Origin of the sequence: Rhodococcus sp. IEGM 1409 (assembly GCF_030056735.1) — a bacterium.
Taxonomy (GTDB): Bacteria; Actinomycetota; Actinomycetes; order Mycobacteriales; family Mycobacteriaceae; genus Rhodococcus_F.
In genome coordinates this window covers 613,037-629,505 of record NZ_JASHKN010000002.1, presented here as the reverse complement: position 1 = coordinate 629,505, position 16,469 = coordinate 613,037, and the positions used below count along the sequence as shown (strand labels likewise).

Annotated in this window: 18 protein-coding genes; 12 read left to right on the top strand and 6 right to left on the bottom strand. The window is 61.0% G+C overall.

From position 1 onward, the window contains the following. The first annotated feature begins 111 nt into the window (after nucleotides 1–111). On the top strand, nucleotides 112–1,188 hold the full coding sequence (locus QM716_RS08935; RefSeq protein WP_283303797.1) for an ABC transporter substrate-binding protein: 1,077 nt from the start codon (nucleotides 112–114) through the stop codon (nucleotides 1,186–1,188). A gap of 17 nt (nucleotides 1,189–1,205) precedes the next feature. Here the strand turns inward: QM716_RS08935 and QM716_RS08930 are convergent, their stop codons facing one another. After that, nucleotides 1,206–1,799, bottom strand: a complete 594-nt coding sequence (locus tag QM716_RS08930; protein WP_283303796.1) for a GNAT family N-acetyltransferase — start codon at nucleotides 1,797–1,799, stop codon at nucleotides 1,206–1,208. 176 nt (nucleotides 1,800–1,975) lie between these two features. On the opposite strand from QM716_RS08930, the gene QM716_RS08925 reads away from it, so the two are divergent. Both QM716_RS08925 and QM716_RS08920 read left to right on the top strand, forming a co-directional pair. Continuing rightward, the gene (locus tag QM716_RS08925) at nucleotides 1,976–2,374 is read left to right on the top strand and encodes a DUF7144 family membrane protein (RefSeq protein ID WP_283303795.1); all 399 of its coding nucleotides are present in this window, start codon (nucleotides 1,976–1,978) and stop codon (nucleotides 2,372–2,374) included. 78 nt (nucleotides 2,375–2,452) lie between these two features. Then, nucleotides 2,453–3,901, top strand: coding sequence for a hypothetical protein (locus QM716_RS08920; protein WP_283303991.1), 1,449 nt, complete (start codon nucleotides 2,453–2,455; stop codon nucleotides 3,899–3,901). Here the strand turns inward: QM716_RS08920 and QM716_RS08915 are convergent. Both QM716_RS08915 and QM716_RS08910 read right to left on the bottom strand, forming a co-directional pair. Beyond that, nucleotides 3,879–4,256, bottom strand: a complete 378-nt coding sequence (locus QM716_RS08915) for an SHOCT domain-containing protein (RefSeq protein WP_283303794.1) — start codon at nucleotides 4,254–4,256, stop codon at nucleotides 3,879–3,881. The genes QM716_RS08920 and QM716_RS08915 overlap by 23 nt on opposite strands. A 131-nt stretch (nucleotides 4,257–4,387) precedes the next feature. Next, the gene (locus QM716_RS08910; protein WP_283303793.1) at nucleotides 4,388–4,639 is read right to left on the bottom strand and encodes a three-helix bundle dimerization domain-containing protein; all 252 of its coding nucleotides are present in this window, start codon (nucleotides 4,637–4,639) and stop codon (nucleotides 4,388–4,390) included. A gap of 144 nt (nucleotides 4,640–4,783) precedes the next feature. Here QM716_RS08910 and QM716_RS08905 point away from each other — a divergent pair, with 144 nt between their 5' ends. Both QM716_RS08905 and QM716_RS08900 read left to right on the top strand, forming a co-directional pair. Continuing rightward, nucleotides 4,784–6,478: a SulP family inorganic anion transporter gene (locus tag QM716_RS08905; protein ID WP_283303792.1), complete on the top strand. Its 1,695-nt coding sequence runs from the start codon at nucleotides 4,784–4,786 to the stop codon at nucleotides 6,476–6,478. Between the two features lie 47 nt (nucleotides 6,479–6,525). Continuing rightward, entirely contained in the window at nucleotides 6,526–7,491 is a 966-nt protein-coding gene (locus QM716_RS08900; protein WP_283303791.1) for an endonuclease/exonuclease/phosphatase family protein, read from the top strand. 38 nt (nucleotides 7,492–7,529) lie between these two features. On the opposite strand, the gene QM716_RS08895 is transcribed toward QM716_RS08900, so the two are convergent. After that, entirely contained in the window at nucleotides 7,530–7,925 is a 396-nt protein-coding gene (locus tag QM716_RS08895) for a hypothetical protein (protein WP_283303790.1), read from the bottom strand. Nucleotides 7,926–8,150: 225 nt separating this feature from the next. Here QM716_RS08895 and QM716_RS08890 point away from each other — a divergent pair, with 225 nt between their 5' ends. The 4 genes from QM716_RS08890 to QM716_RS08875 all read left to right on the top strand — a co-directional run bounded on the left by QM716_RS08890 (nucleotide 8,151) and on the right by QM716_RS08875 (nucleotide 12,415). Beyond that, nucleotides 8,151–9,041 (top strand): hypothetical protein, encoded by an 891-nt coding sequence (locus tag QM716_RS08890; RefSeq protein WP_283303789.1) that lies wholly within the window; start codon nucleotides 8,151–8,153, stop codon nucleotides 9,039–9,041. Nucleotides 9,042–9,167: 126 nt separating this feature from the next. Continuing rightward, nucleotides 9,168–10,328, top strand: coding sequence for a serine hydrolase domain-containing protein (locus QM716_RS08885; RefSeq protein WP_283303788.1), 1,161 nt, complete (start codon nucleotides 9,168–9,170; stop codon nucleotides 10,326–10,328). 263 nt (nucleotides 10,329–10,591) lie between these two features. Beyond that, nucleotides 10,592–11,278, top strand: a complete 687-nt coding sequence (locus tag QM716_RS08880; RefSeq protein WP_283303787.1) for a TetR/AcrR family transcriptional regulator C-terminal domain-containing protein — start codon at nucleotides 10,592–10,594, stop codon at nucleotides 11,276–11,278. Nucleotides 11,279–11,287: 9 nt separating this feature from the next. Further along, nucleotides 11,288–12,415: an FAD-dependent oxidoreductase gene (locus tag QM716_RS08875; protein WP_283303786.1), complete on the top strand. Its 1,128-nt coding sequence runs from the start codon at nucleotides 11,288–11,290 to the stop codon at nucleotides 12,413–12,415. Nucleotides 12,416–12,436: 21 nt separating this feature from the next. Here the strand turns inward: QM716_RS08875 and QM716_RS08870 are convergent, their stop codons facing one another. Continuing rightward, nucleotides 12,437–12,727, bottom strand: coding sequence for a class I SAM-dependent methyltransferase (locus QM716_RS08870; RefSeq protein ID WP_283303785.1), 291 nt, complete (start codon nucleotides 12,725–12,727; stop codon nucleotides 12,437–12,439). Next, entirely contained in the window at nucleotides 12,724–13,467 is a 744-nt protein-coding gene (locus tag QM716_RS08865; protein ID WP_283303784.1) for a GntR family transcriptional regulator, read from the bottom strand. The genes QM716_RS08870 and QM716_RS08865 overlap by 4 nt, the downstream gene beginning before the upstream one ends. A 96-nt stretch (nucleotides 13,468–13,563) precedes the next feature. On the opposite strand from QM716_RS08865, the gene QM716_RS08860 reads away from it, so the two are divergent. Genes QM716_RS08860 through QM716_RS08850 form a run of 3 tightly spaced genes read left to right on the top strand, consistent with a single transcriptional unit; the run spans nucleotide 13,564 to nucleotide 16,469 of the window. Continuing rightward, entirely contained in the window at nucleotides 13,564–14,691 is a 1,128-nt protein-coding gene (locus tag QM716_RS08860; RefSeq protein ID WP_283303783.1) for a TIGR03364 family FAD-dependent oxidoreductase, read from the top strand. Between the two features lie 25 nt (nucleotides 14,692–14,716). Continuing rightward, nucleotides 14,717–15,394, top strand: coding sequence for a phosphonatase-like hydrolase (locus QM716_RS08855; protein WP_283303782.1), 678 nt, complete (start codon nucleotides 14,717–14,719; stop codon nucleotides 15,392–15,394). 25 nt (nucleotides 15,395–15,419) lie between these two features. Then, the gene (locus QM716_RS08850) at nucleotides 15,420–16,469 is read left to right on the top strand and encodes a 2-aminoethylphosphonate ABC transporter substrate-binding protein (RefSeq protein ID WP_283303781.1); all 1,050 of its coding nucleotides are present in this window, start codon (nucleotides 15,420–15,422) and stop codon (nucleotides 16,467–16,469) included.

Below are 16,469 nucleotides of genomic sequence, written 5' to 3'. Positions count from 1 at the left end.
GCCCCTTCGCTACACGAACACGCCTTACATTCACTTAGGTAAGCCTGCTCTCATGTGCGTCCTGCGTTGAGTCGTGCATGCACTTCCCCGATCAATCCCGAGGAGTTTCGCGTGTTCAGATCTGCCCGTCAGAGAATTCGTCCCCCGCGAAGGCGACGAATCGTTGTTGCGCTGATGCTGGCGGCGGCACTGCCTCTGACTGCCTGCACACAGTCGTCATCGGACGCCCAGGAAAATAGTTCGTCGGCATCCGCCGTCGAGGACGGCGCATTCCCTGTCTCGATCAAGCACGCATTCGGCGAGACCACCATCGACAAGGAACCGACACGGATCCTCACCCTCGATTCCGCAGCGGCCGACACTGTCATCGCCCTCGGCGTCACCCCGATCGCGATGCAGAAGGACTCGTGGGCCGGCGACGCCGACGGGTTCCTGCCGTGGACCAGGGCCGAACTCGAAAAGTCAGGCCAGACGCTGCCCACCCCCGCGCCGTACTACTCCGACAGCGGTGAGCTTCTGTTCGAGCAGATTCTCAATGCCGCGCCCGATCTGATTCTTGCCCCGTACTCGGGCTTCTCCGAGCAGGATTACCAGCGCCTGAGCTCGATCGCCCCAACCCTCCCCTACGACACCAAGCCGTATCAGCCGAGCTCGTGGCAAAACCTCGCCACCGATGTCGGCAAGGCCCTCGGACGTCCCGCTCAGACCACGGCATTGATCAAGTCGGTCGAGGAAACGGTCCAGGAGTCGAAGGCGAGCCATCCCGAATTCAACGGAGTCACCTTTGCCTTCGGGTCCTATATCCGCGAGGGAGAAACCGAAACCGCCATCTACGGCCCGGACGATCCGCGCGTCAAGTTTGTCGAAAACCTCGGGCTCACAGTCGCTCCCGATGTGGTGAACGGCGCCAAGAACTTCGCAGGCGACTCATTCCTGTTCGGCATCAGCATGGAGAAGCTCGACACGATCAACACCGACGTTTATCTCGGCTGGGCAAGCGATCAGTCGGAAGTCGACAGCACATTGGCCAACACTCTGTTCGCACGGTGGCCGGTCATCGCCAACGGAAAAGACTTGTGGATCACCGACAATCGCCTGACGGCCGCGACCATGTACGTCAGCGTTCTGAGCGTCCCGTGGGCAACCGACGAACTCGTGCCACAGTTGACCGAACTGGTCGCGAAGTAACAGCCCGCTCGGTCCGATCAAACAACTGAAGGCCACTCACTGCGCAATGTCGCGAAAACCACAGTGTCGGTCCACTCGTTCTTGATCCACGCATTCTGCCGAAAATGTGGCTCTCGCCGCATACCGATTCGCTGCGCGAGTCGCGCCGAGGATTCGTTTCTCGAATCCATTAGCGCGACCACGCGGCGCAATCGGGGTGTCGCGAATACCAGGTCGATCAGAGCGGTCACAGCTTCCGTCGCGAATCCCCTACCGCCGAAGTCGGGCGAGAATGCCCACCCGACTTCTGCCGTGTGCGCGGTTTCGGCTGTGCAACCCGATTCTTCGACTAGCCATGCACTCACACTTCCGACAACTCGGCCGTCACATTCAACGACAAGTGCTACCGCTCCGGCCGCAAGATCACGGCGAGAAATCCTCGTCTGCACAGCCTCTCGAGCCTCCGCGAGATCCCAGGGATCGTTCAGCAAATACCGGCATACGTCGCTGCGCCCGTAGAAGGTGAGGAGATCCCGGTGATCGCCTGGACGGTAGGTACGAAGCACCAACCGATCCGTCGGAATCATCTCCGGTGCAGTCGTCGTCGACCCGCCTGCGTTCTCCACACTCATGCTGTCACGGTAGGTTCTTTCGGATTCGGAGGCGAGCGAATATAGCGAGGACGAATACAGCGAGGGCGAGGGCGCTCAATGTTTGATTTGCGCTGTGACGGGATACTTCACCACCGTAAACGGTCGGAATACGAAGTTATGCCAGGCAATTTCGCACTTGAAACCAAGGGGCGCTGATGTCCGAGGATTCACTGGTAAAGCAGGGTGTGGCAAAAGGAAGCGCCCTCGGCGGAGCGGTTCTCCTCGTCACTGTCGGTGTGCTCGAAATTCTCCAAGGCATCTCGGCGATATCCGAGGACGACGTTATTGTCGTCGGCCCTGAATACACGTACCAATTCGACCTCACCTCCTGGGGATGGATTCACCTCGTACTCGGTGTGCTCGTCACCGCTGTCGGAATCATGCTCTTCACCGGCGCGACGTGGGCACGGGTAGGCGCGATAATCTTCTGTTCGCTGTCGATCCTCGCGAATTTCCTGTGGCTACCCCACTCTCCGTGGTGGTCGATCACCATCATCGCGCTCGACGTGTTCGTCATCTGGGCTGTCGCGACATGGAATCCCGACGTGATGTGAGGCCACACCTTCGGTTCCACCCATCAAGTTCAACGTTTTCATCTGTGCGGCAGCAGTTTCCCTCCGGAGAGGAACATGATGGCAAACGGCACGAGCGACGGCCCACTCCACGAGGACGAACGTGCCGAACTAGCCAGGCTGCGTGAAGAAGTAGCAACACTTCGCACACAAACTCCCAGCGCCCGCGAAACGACCCTCGAGGAAGTCTCCCGACCACCTGGACACGGGCTGCGATGGACCGCGGTGACAATCCTGCTGGTGCTGGTCGCACTTCTCGCAGCCTTGTCGGTAACCACCCGCTTCGTCCGAAGTCAGATCCTCGACACGGACCGCTACGTCAGCACGGTAGCGCCACTGGGTGAGAATCCAGCTGTGCAAGCGGAGATCACGAATCAGATCACCGACGAGATCTTCGATCGTGTTGATGTCGAGGGGCTCACCACCGACGCACTCACCGCCCTGACCGACGTGTCGAATCTTGCGGCCAATGCGCCTCGTCTGGATCAAGCTGTGGTGGGGTTGGCACCGGTGATCGCCGGCCAGGCAAAGAGTTTTGTCCACGACACAGTGGGCTCGCTCGTTGGGTCACAACAGTTCGAAGACCTGTGGATTCAGGCGAACCGATCGGCGCACAACGCTCTCGTCTCGGTCATGACCGGAGACTACGGTCCCAATTCCGTCGAAGTCGATCAGAGCGGAACCGTCAGCATTTCGCTCAGCACGATCATCGACAGGGTCAAAACGACCTTGATCGACCGCGGCTTCGCCTTCGCTGACAAAATCCCCTCCGTGGACAAGGAGTTCGTTCTCTTCCAGTCCCCCGAACTCGTGAAGGCGCAGCGAGCCGTCTCGGCACTCGACAAGGTCTCAGCAGTGTTGCCATGGTTGGGAATCGCTTGCGCAGCAGCCGCTGTCGCCGTTGCTCCAACGGGTCGCAGGCTCCGCGCCCTGTCCCTGGTCGGCTTGTCGATTGCGTTGGGAATGCTCGTTCTCGCGATCGGAATCTTGATCGGGCGTGCAATCTACCTCGACAGTGTGCCCACCGATATTCTCTCGCCCGACGCCGCCACAGCGGTCATCGACACTGTTCTGGTGCCACTGCGGACGAGTCTGCGCGCGGTTGCGGTGCTCGGCGTGGTGGTGGGACTCGGCGCCTACCTGGTCGGTGGGTCGTCGTCGGCGATCGCCGTTCGTCGAGGCTACGGGCAGGCGTTGGACTTCGTCCGGCATTCTGCAAGCGGCCGTACGCCGAATCAGGTCGAGCGATGGGCCAATCAACTTCGTGTTCCGCTGCGCTGCACAATCATCGGCATCGCCGCACTGTTGCTACTTTTCTGGCGCTACCCCACCGGATTGGTCGTGGGTTGGATCGTCATCATTGCCTTGGTCGCGCTCGTCGCGCTGGAAGTGCTGGTTCGTCCCGCCCGCGCTGCCGCACAGGACATCGGGCCTGACGACACCGGGCCTGACGCTAGCGGCGCTGGCATGAACGACGACGTGAAAACTACGCCAGTGCCTTTGCCTTGATGGCCTGGAATTCCTGTTCGTTGATCGCACCAGAGTCGAGAAGCTCTCTGGCGTCGGCGATCTGCTGAGTCGGAGATTTGCCGGCGACGGTTCGGATGTAGTCACTTTGCGCGTGTATGTGCTGTTGGGCGGCCTCCATCGACCGCCGCGTCATTCCGTCATTCTTGACGACCACGTAGATCATCGCGGACAAGAATGGAATGACAAAGAGGAATATCATCCACAACGCCTTGGCCAAGCCTGACGTCTCGTGATCACGGAACAGGTCCGTGATGATCGAGAACAGCACGCTCAAGTACGCCACAAACGCAAAGCAAACGAAGATGAACCAGAAGAATTCCCAGAAGCCTTCCATGTCAACGCTCCCTGTACTCGGTTTCCACATCAGGAGTTCGGGAGGCTGACGTTTCGCGCCTGAAATCCGCATTCGGCCAGAACTCCCTGGTCCAAGGTCATTTCAGTATGCGCCGACGACGTCCGTTCCGGCTACAGCTCGAGTGAGTTCAGTTTCGCCGGCCGCTCATCCAGTATCGGAATCACGATCATGCGATTCGAGATCTCATGTCTGGCCGCCTTTTCGACGAGGAGAGGCACGAAGTCACGTATCCGACAGCCGACAAAGCGCTGGTAAATTTTTCGCACTCTGGCTTCGATCTCCGTTGGAGAAACGGCGGGATAACGGGAAATCAGGCGAGTGATCACCCGCTCGACGTGGAGCAACTCTTCGTCGCCAGTCATTCATTAATGGTCGTCCGTCCAGACGACTGCGTCAAGACTCGGAAACGGTTCGAAAACAACACAATTCAGGTATCGCTCGCAGTCCGGCCGACCGATGGGGCACAATTCGAGACTTCTGACAACTGCTGGAGGGATAATTGACGGATGATGTGGGCTGAGAGTCTAGGTCGGCTACCGGGGATCGCGACTGCCCGCGAATATCGTCGTGAATGGCTGCGCGCAGACATCACGGCCGGACTCGTTCTGACGGCCCTGCTCATCCCCGCGGGTATGGGCTACGCCGAAGCCGCCGGACTGCCCGCGTACGCCGGGCTGTACGCGACTATCGTGCCGCTGCTCGCGTACGCGCTAGTCGGACCGTCGAAAATTCTTGTACTCGGACCTGATTCGTCGCTGGCACCGCTCATCGCCGCCGCGATCATACCGCTGGCTGTGGTCGGCGATTCGGAGAACGCGCTTGCACTCGCCGGGGTTCTCGCCATTCTTGTCGGACTCATCCTCGTGATCGGCGGATTCCTTCGTCTGGGCTTCGTGACCGAACTCCTCTCGAAACCGATCCGCCTCGGTTACCTCAACGCCATCGCACTCGTTGTCGTGGTCGGTCAGATTCCCAAACTGCTCGGATTCTCGGTCGACGCATCAGGCCTCCTCGGTGAAATCGGTGAAATCGGGAAGGCCCTGATCGGTGGCGATGTCGACCCACTCGCTGCCGCCATCGGTATCGGCTCACTCGTTGTCATAGTCGCCTTCCGACTCTGGGTACCTGTTGTGCCCGGCGTGCTGGTTGCCGTTGTCGCGGCAATAGTCTTGTCCGCTACCGCCGGTCTCATCGATGACATCGGTATGGTGGGAGCACTGCCGGAAGGACTCCCCCTCCCCTCTGTCGGAGGAGTCACCTGGCAGGACGTCGGCCATCTGATCGGGCCGGCGGCCGGTATCGCGTTGATTGCCTTTGCCGACACCGGCGTTCTCTCGCGCACGTTTGCCGCCCGACACGGCGAGGACGTGAACGGCAGTACCGAAATGAAGGCGATCGGTGTCGCGAACGTGGCAGGCGGTCTGTTCGGCGGATTCCCCATCTCTGCGAGCGGATCACGAACTCCGGTAGCCGAACAGAGTGGGGCGCGTACACAATTGGCCGGCGTCGTCGGGGCGCTCGCCGTACTGGTGTTTGTGCTCGTCGCTCCCGGACTCACGGCATATCTGCCCGATGCGACACTGGCCGCCGTCGTCATCGTCGCCGCGTGTGCGCTGATCGACATAGGCGGCATGGTTCGTATGTGGCGGATGAGCACTGTCGAATTCGGCCTTGCTGTCGCGGCATTCCTGGGAGTCGCACTGGTCGGTGTGCTTCAAGGAATCCTTGTTGCGATCGGGTTGTCCTTCGCAGCGGTCATCGCACAGGTGTGGCAACCGCATCGGACCGAACTCGTCGAAACCGGTGACCTTGCCGGCTTCCACGACATCGAACGCCATCCAGATGGGCATCGCATCCCAGGGTTGGTGTTGGTGAGGTTCGACGCCCCACTCTTCTTCGCGAACGGCGAGATCTTCGACGAGTTCGTTCGCTCCGTCGTCGCCAAGGCGCCAGACCCGGTCGAATGGGTGGTTATTGCCACCGAACCGATCACCGGACTCGATACAACGGCCGTCGACGAACTCGTTGATCTGGATACATTCCTCGAAGGCAAAGGAATTCGATTGGCGTTCGCGGAGATGAAAGGTCCGATCAAGGATCGACTCATCCGATTCGGCCTCGGGGATCGGTTCGATTCGACGCATTTCTACCCGACTCTCGAGGCCGCGGTGAGTGCGTTCCACGCCAGGAACAGCGACTGACTTCATGACGAAGTTGGGAGCATCGGCCGTATTGGGTACCGTTCGGTATGGGATTCACCACGGACAACGTTCCGGCACGCCGCATCGCACAGGTTGCCGGCGTGGGCGGCATTGCCGTCGGCGTTGTCGCGCTGATCGCGTTGTACTCCTCCAAACCGATCAACCCGTTGATCGCTGTCGCCTCGTTCGTCCCGATTCTGCTTGCAGTCACACTCGTCGCGTCTCTGATATGCCTGGCCTTTCGGCGCTGGATCCTCCTGGCGATCTCGATTGCGCTCATAGCGATCGGTGCTTCGGTGATCAGCCCGTTGTACGTCGCGAACGGTTCCGAAATCGACGGGCCGTCACTGCGGGTGATGCAGGCGAATCTTCTGTTCGGGCAGGCAGACCCCGCCAGTTTGACTGCGACGGTGCGCGAGAAGGCAGTCGACGTCCTGACAGTTCAGGAATTGACCGAATCACTCGAAGGATCCCTGCGGGATCAGGGACTCGAACGACTATTGCCGTACCACTTCTTGATGCCGGACAACGCCGGCGGCGGTGGAGCAGGGATTTACAGTCGCTTTCCGCTGACGGATACGCGAGAGCTGAACGGCTTCGGACCAACGAATCTTGTTGCAACAGTGGATTTCTCTACCCCATTTACACTTCTGGCGGTACACCCCGGACCGGCGTACGTGACCCCGCCCGACGTGTGGACTGCCGAGCTGAGCACTCTACGGAACGCGCTCGACGCCGCTGCCGCCGAGGAAACAGTCATCGTCAGCGGCGACTTCAATACAACCTTCATGCACAAACAATTCCGAGACCTCCTCGACGTCGGTTACTCCGACGCCGCAGACCAATTGGGCGTCGGCATCGTTCCCACCTACCCCGCTGACAAGCGGTACCCTGCGATCGTCGGCATCGACCACGTAGTTCTGCGAGGCGCACAGGCGAAATCGCTCGAGCGAATTCAGATCGAAGGTTCCGATCACCACGGCTTGATCGTCGACGTGATTGTCCGAGCGTAGTTCCGCAGCTCGTGTGAATTGTCATCCGCGCCAGATACTTAATTACCTTGGTCGACGACCGTGTAGGTGAATGTGCGAGCACCGGAAGGGCTGACATCACTGAGATACGAACTGAGTGCCTCGGCGGCAGCGATGGCCAATGCCTGCGCGCGGCCGGGTGTTCGGCCACGAGCCGTAACCGCCAATCCGGATACGTCGACCGCGGAAGTCACCGTCAGGTCTGATTCGTAGCCCGCTGCACTACCGCCTCGGGTCCGCGCGAGACGCTCGGCGGTCTTCGTAAGATCCAATTCCGAAGCTTCGACGTCGATGAAGACGGCAGTCAGCGTACCGTCGTCCGGTTCAGTCGATTCGACTCCGAACTGAACTACCGCAGTGTGCATGAAGGCGATCGATTTGGTCCACCACAGCCATCCCACCACCGTGGTCGTCACGACAAGCAGAATCACGAACACCTGCGCGCCTCTTCGGGAGAAGTAGTTATTCACACATCTGTTGTACCGCGACACCTCACGTGAACGCAGTAAGTCGCTTGGTTCGGCATGAGGTGGCTCCGACCAAGGGCGGAGGCCGCCGCGAACAACATCATCCCCACGTCTGATGAATTCCAATGCACCGGTTTCTACACTCGAGGACATGACTTTGTGGACGGTGACCAGATGATTGCTCATCACGCTGGAGGAATCCCACTGCACAACACCGCAGGGCCATCGCGATCAACACAGGCCTCCGGTCGCAAGATCGCTGCGCTGAGCGCTTTGGCCACCACGTTCTCCGCGGCCTTTGTCTTCGCCCCCGCCATGCTGACAAAACGACCCGGCGACGGGTATGCAAACCAGGGTGAGCTCGTCGAAACGGTCCAAGCGAGGTTTGTCGAGTATTGGAATTCGGGTGTTCGAGCCTTTTCCCCGAGTTTGCAGTCCGCCGTCGACTACTGGCTCCGCTACCACGTGGCCAAGGCTGTGATTGCGGTCATCCTGCTGACAGTTCTGCTCTCGCTCGGCCGCATGCTCTTCTCGTCGTTCGTGAACGCCGGCCCGCTGGCTCTTGGAAAGAAACTCGCATACGTCTCGGCCGGGGGCCTGGTCACGATCCTCGCACTGTTCTCTTCGGTGCTCGTGATGGCAAATGTCCAAGGTGTCGTTGCATCCTTCTCGTCGCTGATCTCGATGCTGCCCATGGGCGAGACGGATGGAAAACTCGCCGACACTCTCGGTCAAGTCCGGCAACAGCTCGCCCAGTCGACGGGCGCCGGAAGCCAGGAAAACCCTGCCCTCGACCTGATGATCAACGACTTCGCTCTGTATCACGCGGCCATGGCTGTGATCGCGCTGATCGCGGCAGTCGGATCACTGGCCGTGACTGTGGTGTTGTGGGCACGCCGCACGAAAACAGCGCGCTCCGACAGACGAGCGAGGCTCGTGTTGGGGTCGATCGGTGTCCTTGCTGCACTGTTCACGCTGGGATTGATTGTTGTCGGCATAGCGAATACGGGCACCGCGGCAGACCCGACACCGGCACTGGCAGCCTTCTTCGACGGCGGGCTCTGACCCAAGGCCAGGGTTCAGGCAGGGGTTCAGTAGTCCCCCAGTACCGGTTGCCGGGGTACCTGGGGACTGCACCAGCCGTACCCGGGGTCGATGTGCAAGCCTCGTCGGGCAGGCAGAGTTCGACTCATGAAAATCGGAGCAAGACGCATCATGCTTGTCGGCCTGTGCAGCGCAATGGTTGCCGGAGCTGTAATCAGCTGCAGCACGGACAAATCCACAGACAATCCCACATCCACATCCGACAAGGTCATGGACTCTGCCATCACCGATCAGCTCGATTCGATCATCGACGCAGCGGTGAATTCGACCGGGATTCCCGGTGCGATGGTGGGCATTTGGGGACCCGACGGCGACTATGTCAAGGTTGCAGGAGTCTCGGATACGGCAACCAAAGCACCGATGGAAACCGACTTCTACCACCGGATCGGTAGCGTCACCAAAACATTTACTGTGACCGCCCTGCTGCAATTGGTCGACGAGGGAAAGATCGGTCTCGATGATCCGATCTCCAAGTACGTCGATGGTGTCATGGAAGGTGATGCGATCAGCTTGCGCCAGCTGGCGGGGATGCGCAGCGGCCTCGTGGCTTACACGACGTCCGAACAGTTTGTCGTGGATGTTCTTTCCGACCCTCGCCGATCATTCACATCCGACGAGCTCCTCGGATACGTCAAAGACCTCCCACTCCAAATTCGACCAGGAACCACCGTCGACTACTCGAACACCAACACCCTTCTGCTCGGCATGGTGATCGAGAAGGTCACCGGCTCAACACTGTCGGACGTCATCGACACCAAGATCACCACACCACTTCGCATGGAGCACACCAGCTTTCCCACCACCAACGCGTTCCCGAACCCCCACGCACAGGGATACACCAACCAAACACTCGACGAATCCGTGACCGCAGCAACGGACTGGAACCCGTCGTGGGGAGGCGCCGCGGGCGCAATGATCTCGTCGTTGGACGACATGCGCATCTGGGTTCCGGCCTTGGCCAAGGGCGATCTCCTCACCGACAACACTCAGAAGCAGCGCCTGCACACCGAACCCCTGGGCGAAGGGGACGACAGCTCCGGGTACGGACTCGGATTGTTCAACAGCGGCGGCTGGATCGGTCACAACGGAAGCCTGCCCGGCTACAAAACAGTCTCGGTCTACCTGCCCGAGAAGGACACCACCCTCGTCGTCTTCATCAACACCGACATCGACGGCGAGACTGACCTGACCAGCGCTCTGATGGTACCGATCACCAAGCTGATCAGCCCGGACAACATTTACGGCTGATCACTCTGACTCAACCGACAATCGGATAAAAGTGACATAACGGGTTCGATCTGTCGATTGGTTCGACCATCGACAGATCGAACCCGAAAAAGGCGCTCGTGGGATCGCTGAACGACTGGCTACTCAACAGCGACAGGCCGCTCGTGGGGTCGTCGGGGGCATCCTGCTGACGATCGCGATGCTATCCGGCGGCCCGGGCATGTAGCCCAACGCATAACGCAACGAACATGTTCGTTACGAACATGTTCGTGTACGGTTAAGTCATGCCCACTCACCCCGCAAGTCCATCGAGCCGACGCAATCGCCCGGCCAAACCCGCACTGACACGCGAGGGCATCGTCAGTGCGGCGGTGGATATCTTGCGCTCGGAGGGGCTGCAGAAGTTGACAATGCGTCGACTCGCCCTCGAACTCGACACCGGACCCGCGTCGCTGTACGTGTACGTGCGAAACACAGCCGAATTGCACGCCGCGGTTCTGGATGAGCTGCTCGGAGTCGTCGATCTCGCCGAAAATATTTCCGGCACTTGGCAAGCGCGCCTCGAACGGGTGTTGACGTCCTACACGGCCGCATTGTTCGATCATCCCGGCCTTGCGCAGTCGGCTCTCGTTTCGCGCCCAAGCGGAGTTCACTACGTACACCTGCTCGAACGCCTGTTGGCATTGCTCGACGAGGGCAAGGTTCCCCCAGGTCAAGCCGCCTGGGGCGTGGACCTTCTGCTTCAGTACGCGACGTCCACTGCTGCCGAGCACTCGGCGCCGAACAACGCCTCGGACACGGACGCCCGGTGGAACGCCTTGACCGACGCAATCCAGCACGCAGACCCGCAGACGCATCCCCTCGTCGCGAGCCATGCCACAGCCCTACTTGCCGGGGAGCCCACCGCACGCCTCTCCTGGGGATTCCGAACGCTCATTACGGGCATCGAGAACACCCCTCTCACTTCTTAGGAACCCACGGTGAACCACTACCCCATCGCAATCATCGGCGCCGGCCTCGGTGGCCTCACGCTCGCCCGAGTCCTCCATCAGCACGGAATCAATTCGGCGGTATTCGATCTCGAATCCGGACCGACAGCCAGAACTCAAGGCGGGATGCTCGACATCCACGAAAACTCAGGCCAGATCGCACTTCGTGCCGCCGGTCTGTACGACGAGTTCCGCGCACTCGTTCATCAAGGCGGTGAAGAGACGCGCGTTCTCGATCGAAATGCCGTCGTGCACCTGAGCGAGCAGGACAAGGGAGACGGCGACCGCCCTGAAGTCGATCGCGGCCAACTGCGCGATTTACTACTCGGCTCACTGCCGAAAGACACCGTCCATTGGGGAGCCAAGGTGCGCAGCGCCCATGCATTGCTGGACGGTCGACACGAAGTTCATCTCGCGGACGGCTCCCGCTTCACCACCGATCTCCTGGTCGGCGCCGACGGTGCGTGGTCGAAAATCCGTCCACTGGTTTCACACGCCACTCCGGTTTACACGGGAATATCTTTCGTGGAGTTCGACCTTCACGACGCCGACAACCAGCACGCGGAATCCGCCGAAACAGTCGGCGGCGGAATGATGTTCGCACTCAGTGCCGACAAGGGCTTCCTTGCCCACCGTGAGACCGACAACAGTCTGCACATCTACGCCGCCGTCCGAGTTCCCGAGAGTTGGGCTTCGAGCGTCGATTTCTCAGACGACCACCATGCGAAGAAGATTCTGCTGGAACACTTCTCGGACTGGGACGAATCATTGCGGTCACTGATCGTCGAAGCGGACAGCTCGCTGACCCCTCGTCCCATCCATGCTCTTCCCATCGGACACAGCTGGAGCCGCACTCCCGGGGTCACACTGGTCGGGGACGCGGCCCACGTCATGTCGCCGTTTGCCGGAGAGGGTGCGAACCTGGCACTGCTCGACGGCGCCGAACTCGGTCAAGCGATCGCCTCACACAGCGGCACGGAGAAAGGACTCGCTGCCTACGAAGAGCGACTCTTCCCGCGCAGCGCCGCATCGGCACAACAGTCGGCTGATGGTCTGGACATGTGCTTCGGCGAGAACGCACCCCAAGGGCTCCTGGACATGTTCAACTCACACGCGTAATACCGGACCGCCGTCCGCTTGTCAGTTCGCCCGCGCTATTACTTGCAACCAATCGGCAGTGGAACCGACCACGGTTTCGATCGACAAGATCTCCCACCCGGCACTTCCGAGCACCTGACGAAGCTGGCTGTCCTGCCAATATGTGAAGTGGCGCGGCAACCCCAGTTTCGCATTGCTCCAACTGGTTCCGTCGCCCTTCTTGACCGTGAACGCGAATAGTCCCTCTGCACTCACTACACCTCGCGATTTTCTCGCGACCACCTCGAACTCGTCGCGTCCCAAATGAAGCAGAACCGCATTTGCCGCGATCACTCCCGCAGTGTCGTCAAGAAAGCAATACGGTCACCGCGGTAGAGCGAGCGCACCCGCTCGATAGGCACACCCTCCGGGTCGACGGATGTCCTGTGCAGCAGAAGCATCGGCATCGAGGTGGTGGACTCGACGAGCGTCGCCTCACGCGGTGAGGCGAGCACCGTCTCGATTCGTTCGGTAGCGGAGGCAAAGACCACGCCGATGGAGCGGATGGCCGCGTACAGCGACGTCGTCGCATCGAAGGCGTCGAGCATCTCACCGAACCTGCTGTCCGGCAAGTACGTTGATTCGAGTCCGATCTTCTCGCCGTCGGCGAAGAGGACACGCTCGAGATGAACGACGGTGTCGCCGACCTCGATACCCAACTCAGTGGCGAGACCGTCGTCGGCCGACATTCGTTCGAAGGTCACGACTTCACGACTGGGCACTCGCCCAGCGCTCAGCGCGCCCTCGGTGTAGGAACGAATCGAGAGGGGCTGCACCAATTTCGGACTCGCGACGACGGTTCCCCGCCCACGCCGCTCGATCCGCCCTTCGACAAGCAGATCGCGAAGCGCTTGACGGACCGTCTCACGAGCGACGGTGAACCGCGCCGCCAGTTCCCGCTCCGACGGGACGGAATCACCCTCGTCGAGTCCATTGAGAATGGTCTCGATCTCGGTGCGGACGCGGTAGTACTTCAGCTCCGGCTCGATCACGACGCTCGAGGTCCCCGGCCCGGTGGACGTCTGCTGATTCATGGCGCAAGCGTACAAGAATTCGGTCTATACCAATTGTTAACCTGGAGTTCGTCTCGATTCCCCTTTTTGGTCTAGACCAAACGTCACTATCTCTACATGCGAATTTTGATTGTGGGCGGAGGAATCCTCGGAACAGCGCACGCCGACGAGGCAATCCGCCGGGGACATGAGGTTATTCATCTCGAACGCGAGCCGGAAGCCCGCGGTGCCACGGTACGGAACTTCGGACTCGTCTGGGTATCCGGGCGAGCTCCCAACGAGCTCGAAGCCGCGTTGCGCTCGCGCGAGCTGTGGGCAGACCTTGCCGCCCGTGTCCCCGGCGTCGGATACCGTCCGGCGGGCTCCATCACCCTCATGCGCACCCAGGAGGAGGTCGCAGTCGCGCAGGAAGTTTTCGGCCGCCCTGACGCCGACACCAGAGGGTTCGCGCTCCTCGATCCCGACGCCGTTCGCGCCGTCAACCCCGCGCTCCGAGGCAAATTCCTCGGCGGACTGCACTGCACCCTGGACGCCGCAGTCGAGTCACGGCAAGCGCTCCCCGCCATCCGGTCATATCTCGACGCCACCGGCCGCTACACCTTCCACCCCGCAACAGAAGCACGCGAGATCACGACGACCAGCGCCGGCGTACACATCCGCGACGACCACGGCCGCAACTTCGAAGCCGATCTGGTGATCGTCTGCCCCGGAGCAACACTCGGCGGATTGGCCCGTGATCTTGCCGGAGATCTCCCCCTGCGCCGTGTGCGCCTTCAGATGATGCAGACGGCGCCGCTCGGTGAAAAACTCACCACCGCAATCGCAGACGGCGACAGCTTCCGCTACTACCCAGGTTTCGCCGGATCTGCCCTTGATCACCTTCGCACAGTGCAGCCGCAGGAACCGACTGCCGAGGAACACCGCATGCAGCTCCTGTGCGTGCAGCGCTTGCACGGCGGCCTGACCATCGGTGACACCCACGAATACGAGGAGCCCTTCGACTTCGACGTCGACGAGGCGCCCTATCGCCATCTGTTCGGAGTCGTGGAAACACTTCTGGGACGCGCTCTTCCGCCCATCGTCAAACGATGGGCGGGCGTCTACAGCCAGTGCCTCGACCCTTCACAACTTGTTCACCGCGCACAAGCCGCCGACAACGTCTGGGTGGTTGCCGGCCCCGGTGGCCGCGGTATGACGCTCGGCCCGGCACTGGCAGAACAAACTGCCGACCAGCTCGGTCTCTGAATCCTTCTGACAAGAAAGACTTCTCATGTCTCCCATCACCCTTGCCGTTCTCGACATGGCCGGCACCACCGTCGCCGACGACGGACTGGTTCTTCGCGCCTTCGCTGCCGCCGCTGAAGCCGGCGGGCTGCCCGCCGAAGGCCCGGAAGCCGATGCCGCTCGCCAGTACGTCCTCGACACGATGGGCCAGTCGAAGATCGTCGTGTTCCGGGCGATCTTCGGTGACGAAGACCGCGCCCAGGCCGCGAACGCCGCCTTCGAAACCACGTACGACTCCCTCATTGACGAGGGGCTCGCCGAGCCGATCCCCGGCGCGGAGAAGGCGATAACCACACTCCGCGAGGCCGGCATCAAAGTTGCCTTGACCACCGGGTTCAGCAGATCGACGCAGGACAAACTCCTCGTCACGCTCGGCTGGGAAACCCTCGCCGATCTCACCCTCTCCCCCGCCGAAGCCGGTCGGGGTCGCCCGTTCCCTGACTTGATTCTGACTGCGCTGCTCAAACTTTCGATCGACGACGTCCACCAGATCGCCGTACTCGGCGACACGTCCAACGACGTGCTCAGCGGCATTCGCTCCGGCGCATCCATCGTTGCCGGAACTCTGACCGGCGCTCACGACGAGCAACAACTGCGCGAAGCCGGTGCCACCCACATCGTCCCGTCCGTGACGGAGTTCACCGAACTCCTCACCCACCCCTGATCTCACCTCCGAAGAAGGAATCGTCATGCGTCTACGCCCGAGCATCGCTGCGGCCGCTCTCGCCGTGTCCGTCCTGTCGTTCACCACAGCCTGCGGTGGAACCGGCACAGCCGCCGGATCAGACACCGAAACCGTCACCGTCTACAGCGCCGACGGCCTGTCCGGTTGGTACAAGGGCAGATTCGACGCCTTCACCGCGCAGACCGGCATTGCTGTCAACCTGGTGGAAGCCGGTTCCGGCGAGGTCGTCTCCCGCGTCGACAAGGAGCAGTCCAACCCACAGGCCGACGTCATCATCACCCTGCCGCCATTCATCCAGAAGGCCGACGCGCAAGGTCTGCTCGAGCCCAGCGGAATCGACACCTCCGCCGTTCCGGCCGACGAGAAGGACGACGCCGGTAAGTACGTACCCGTCGTCGAGAACTACCTCTCGTTCATTGCCAATCCGACTGCATCACCCGCCCCACAATCTTGGGACGACCTGCTCACAGATCAGTTCAAGGGCAAGTTGCAGTACTCCACGCCCGGCCAGGCCGGCGACGGCACCGCGGTGCTCTTGCTGCTCCAGCACCTGATGGGTAAGGAAGGCGCACTCGACTACCTCGGAAAGCTCCAGGCAAACAACGTCGGACCCTCGTCCTCGACCGGAAAGCTCCAGCCCAAGGTCAGCAACGGAGAGCTGCTGGTCGCCAACGGTGACGTCCAGATGAACCTCGTCTCCATCGCCGACGACGGATCGAAGTTCGACATCTTCTTCCCCGCCGGAGCCGACGGCACTCGCACCACCATCGCACTGCCCTACGTGATGGGGCTCGCCAAGAGCGCACCGAGCAGCGAACAGGCCAAGAAGCTCATGAAGTTCCTGCTCTCCGAAGAATCCCAGAAGACCGTCGCCACCGATGCACTCGGCGTATCGGTCCGCGAGGACGTCCGAAGCGCTACCGGTGAATCCACCGACAAGAACACGCCTTCAGGAGTTCTGCAGGGCGTCAACGTGTGGACCCCGAACTGGAACGACGTTCTCAGCTCGCTCGACGCAGACATCGCCGCCTACCAGAAAGCCACCGGGAGCTGA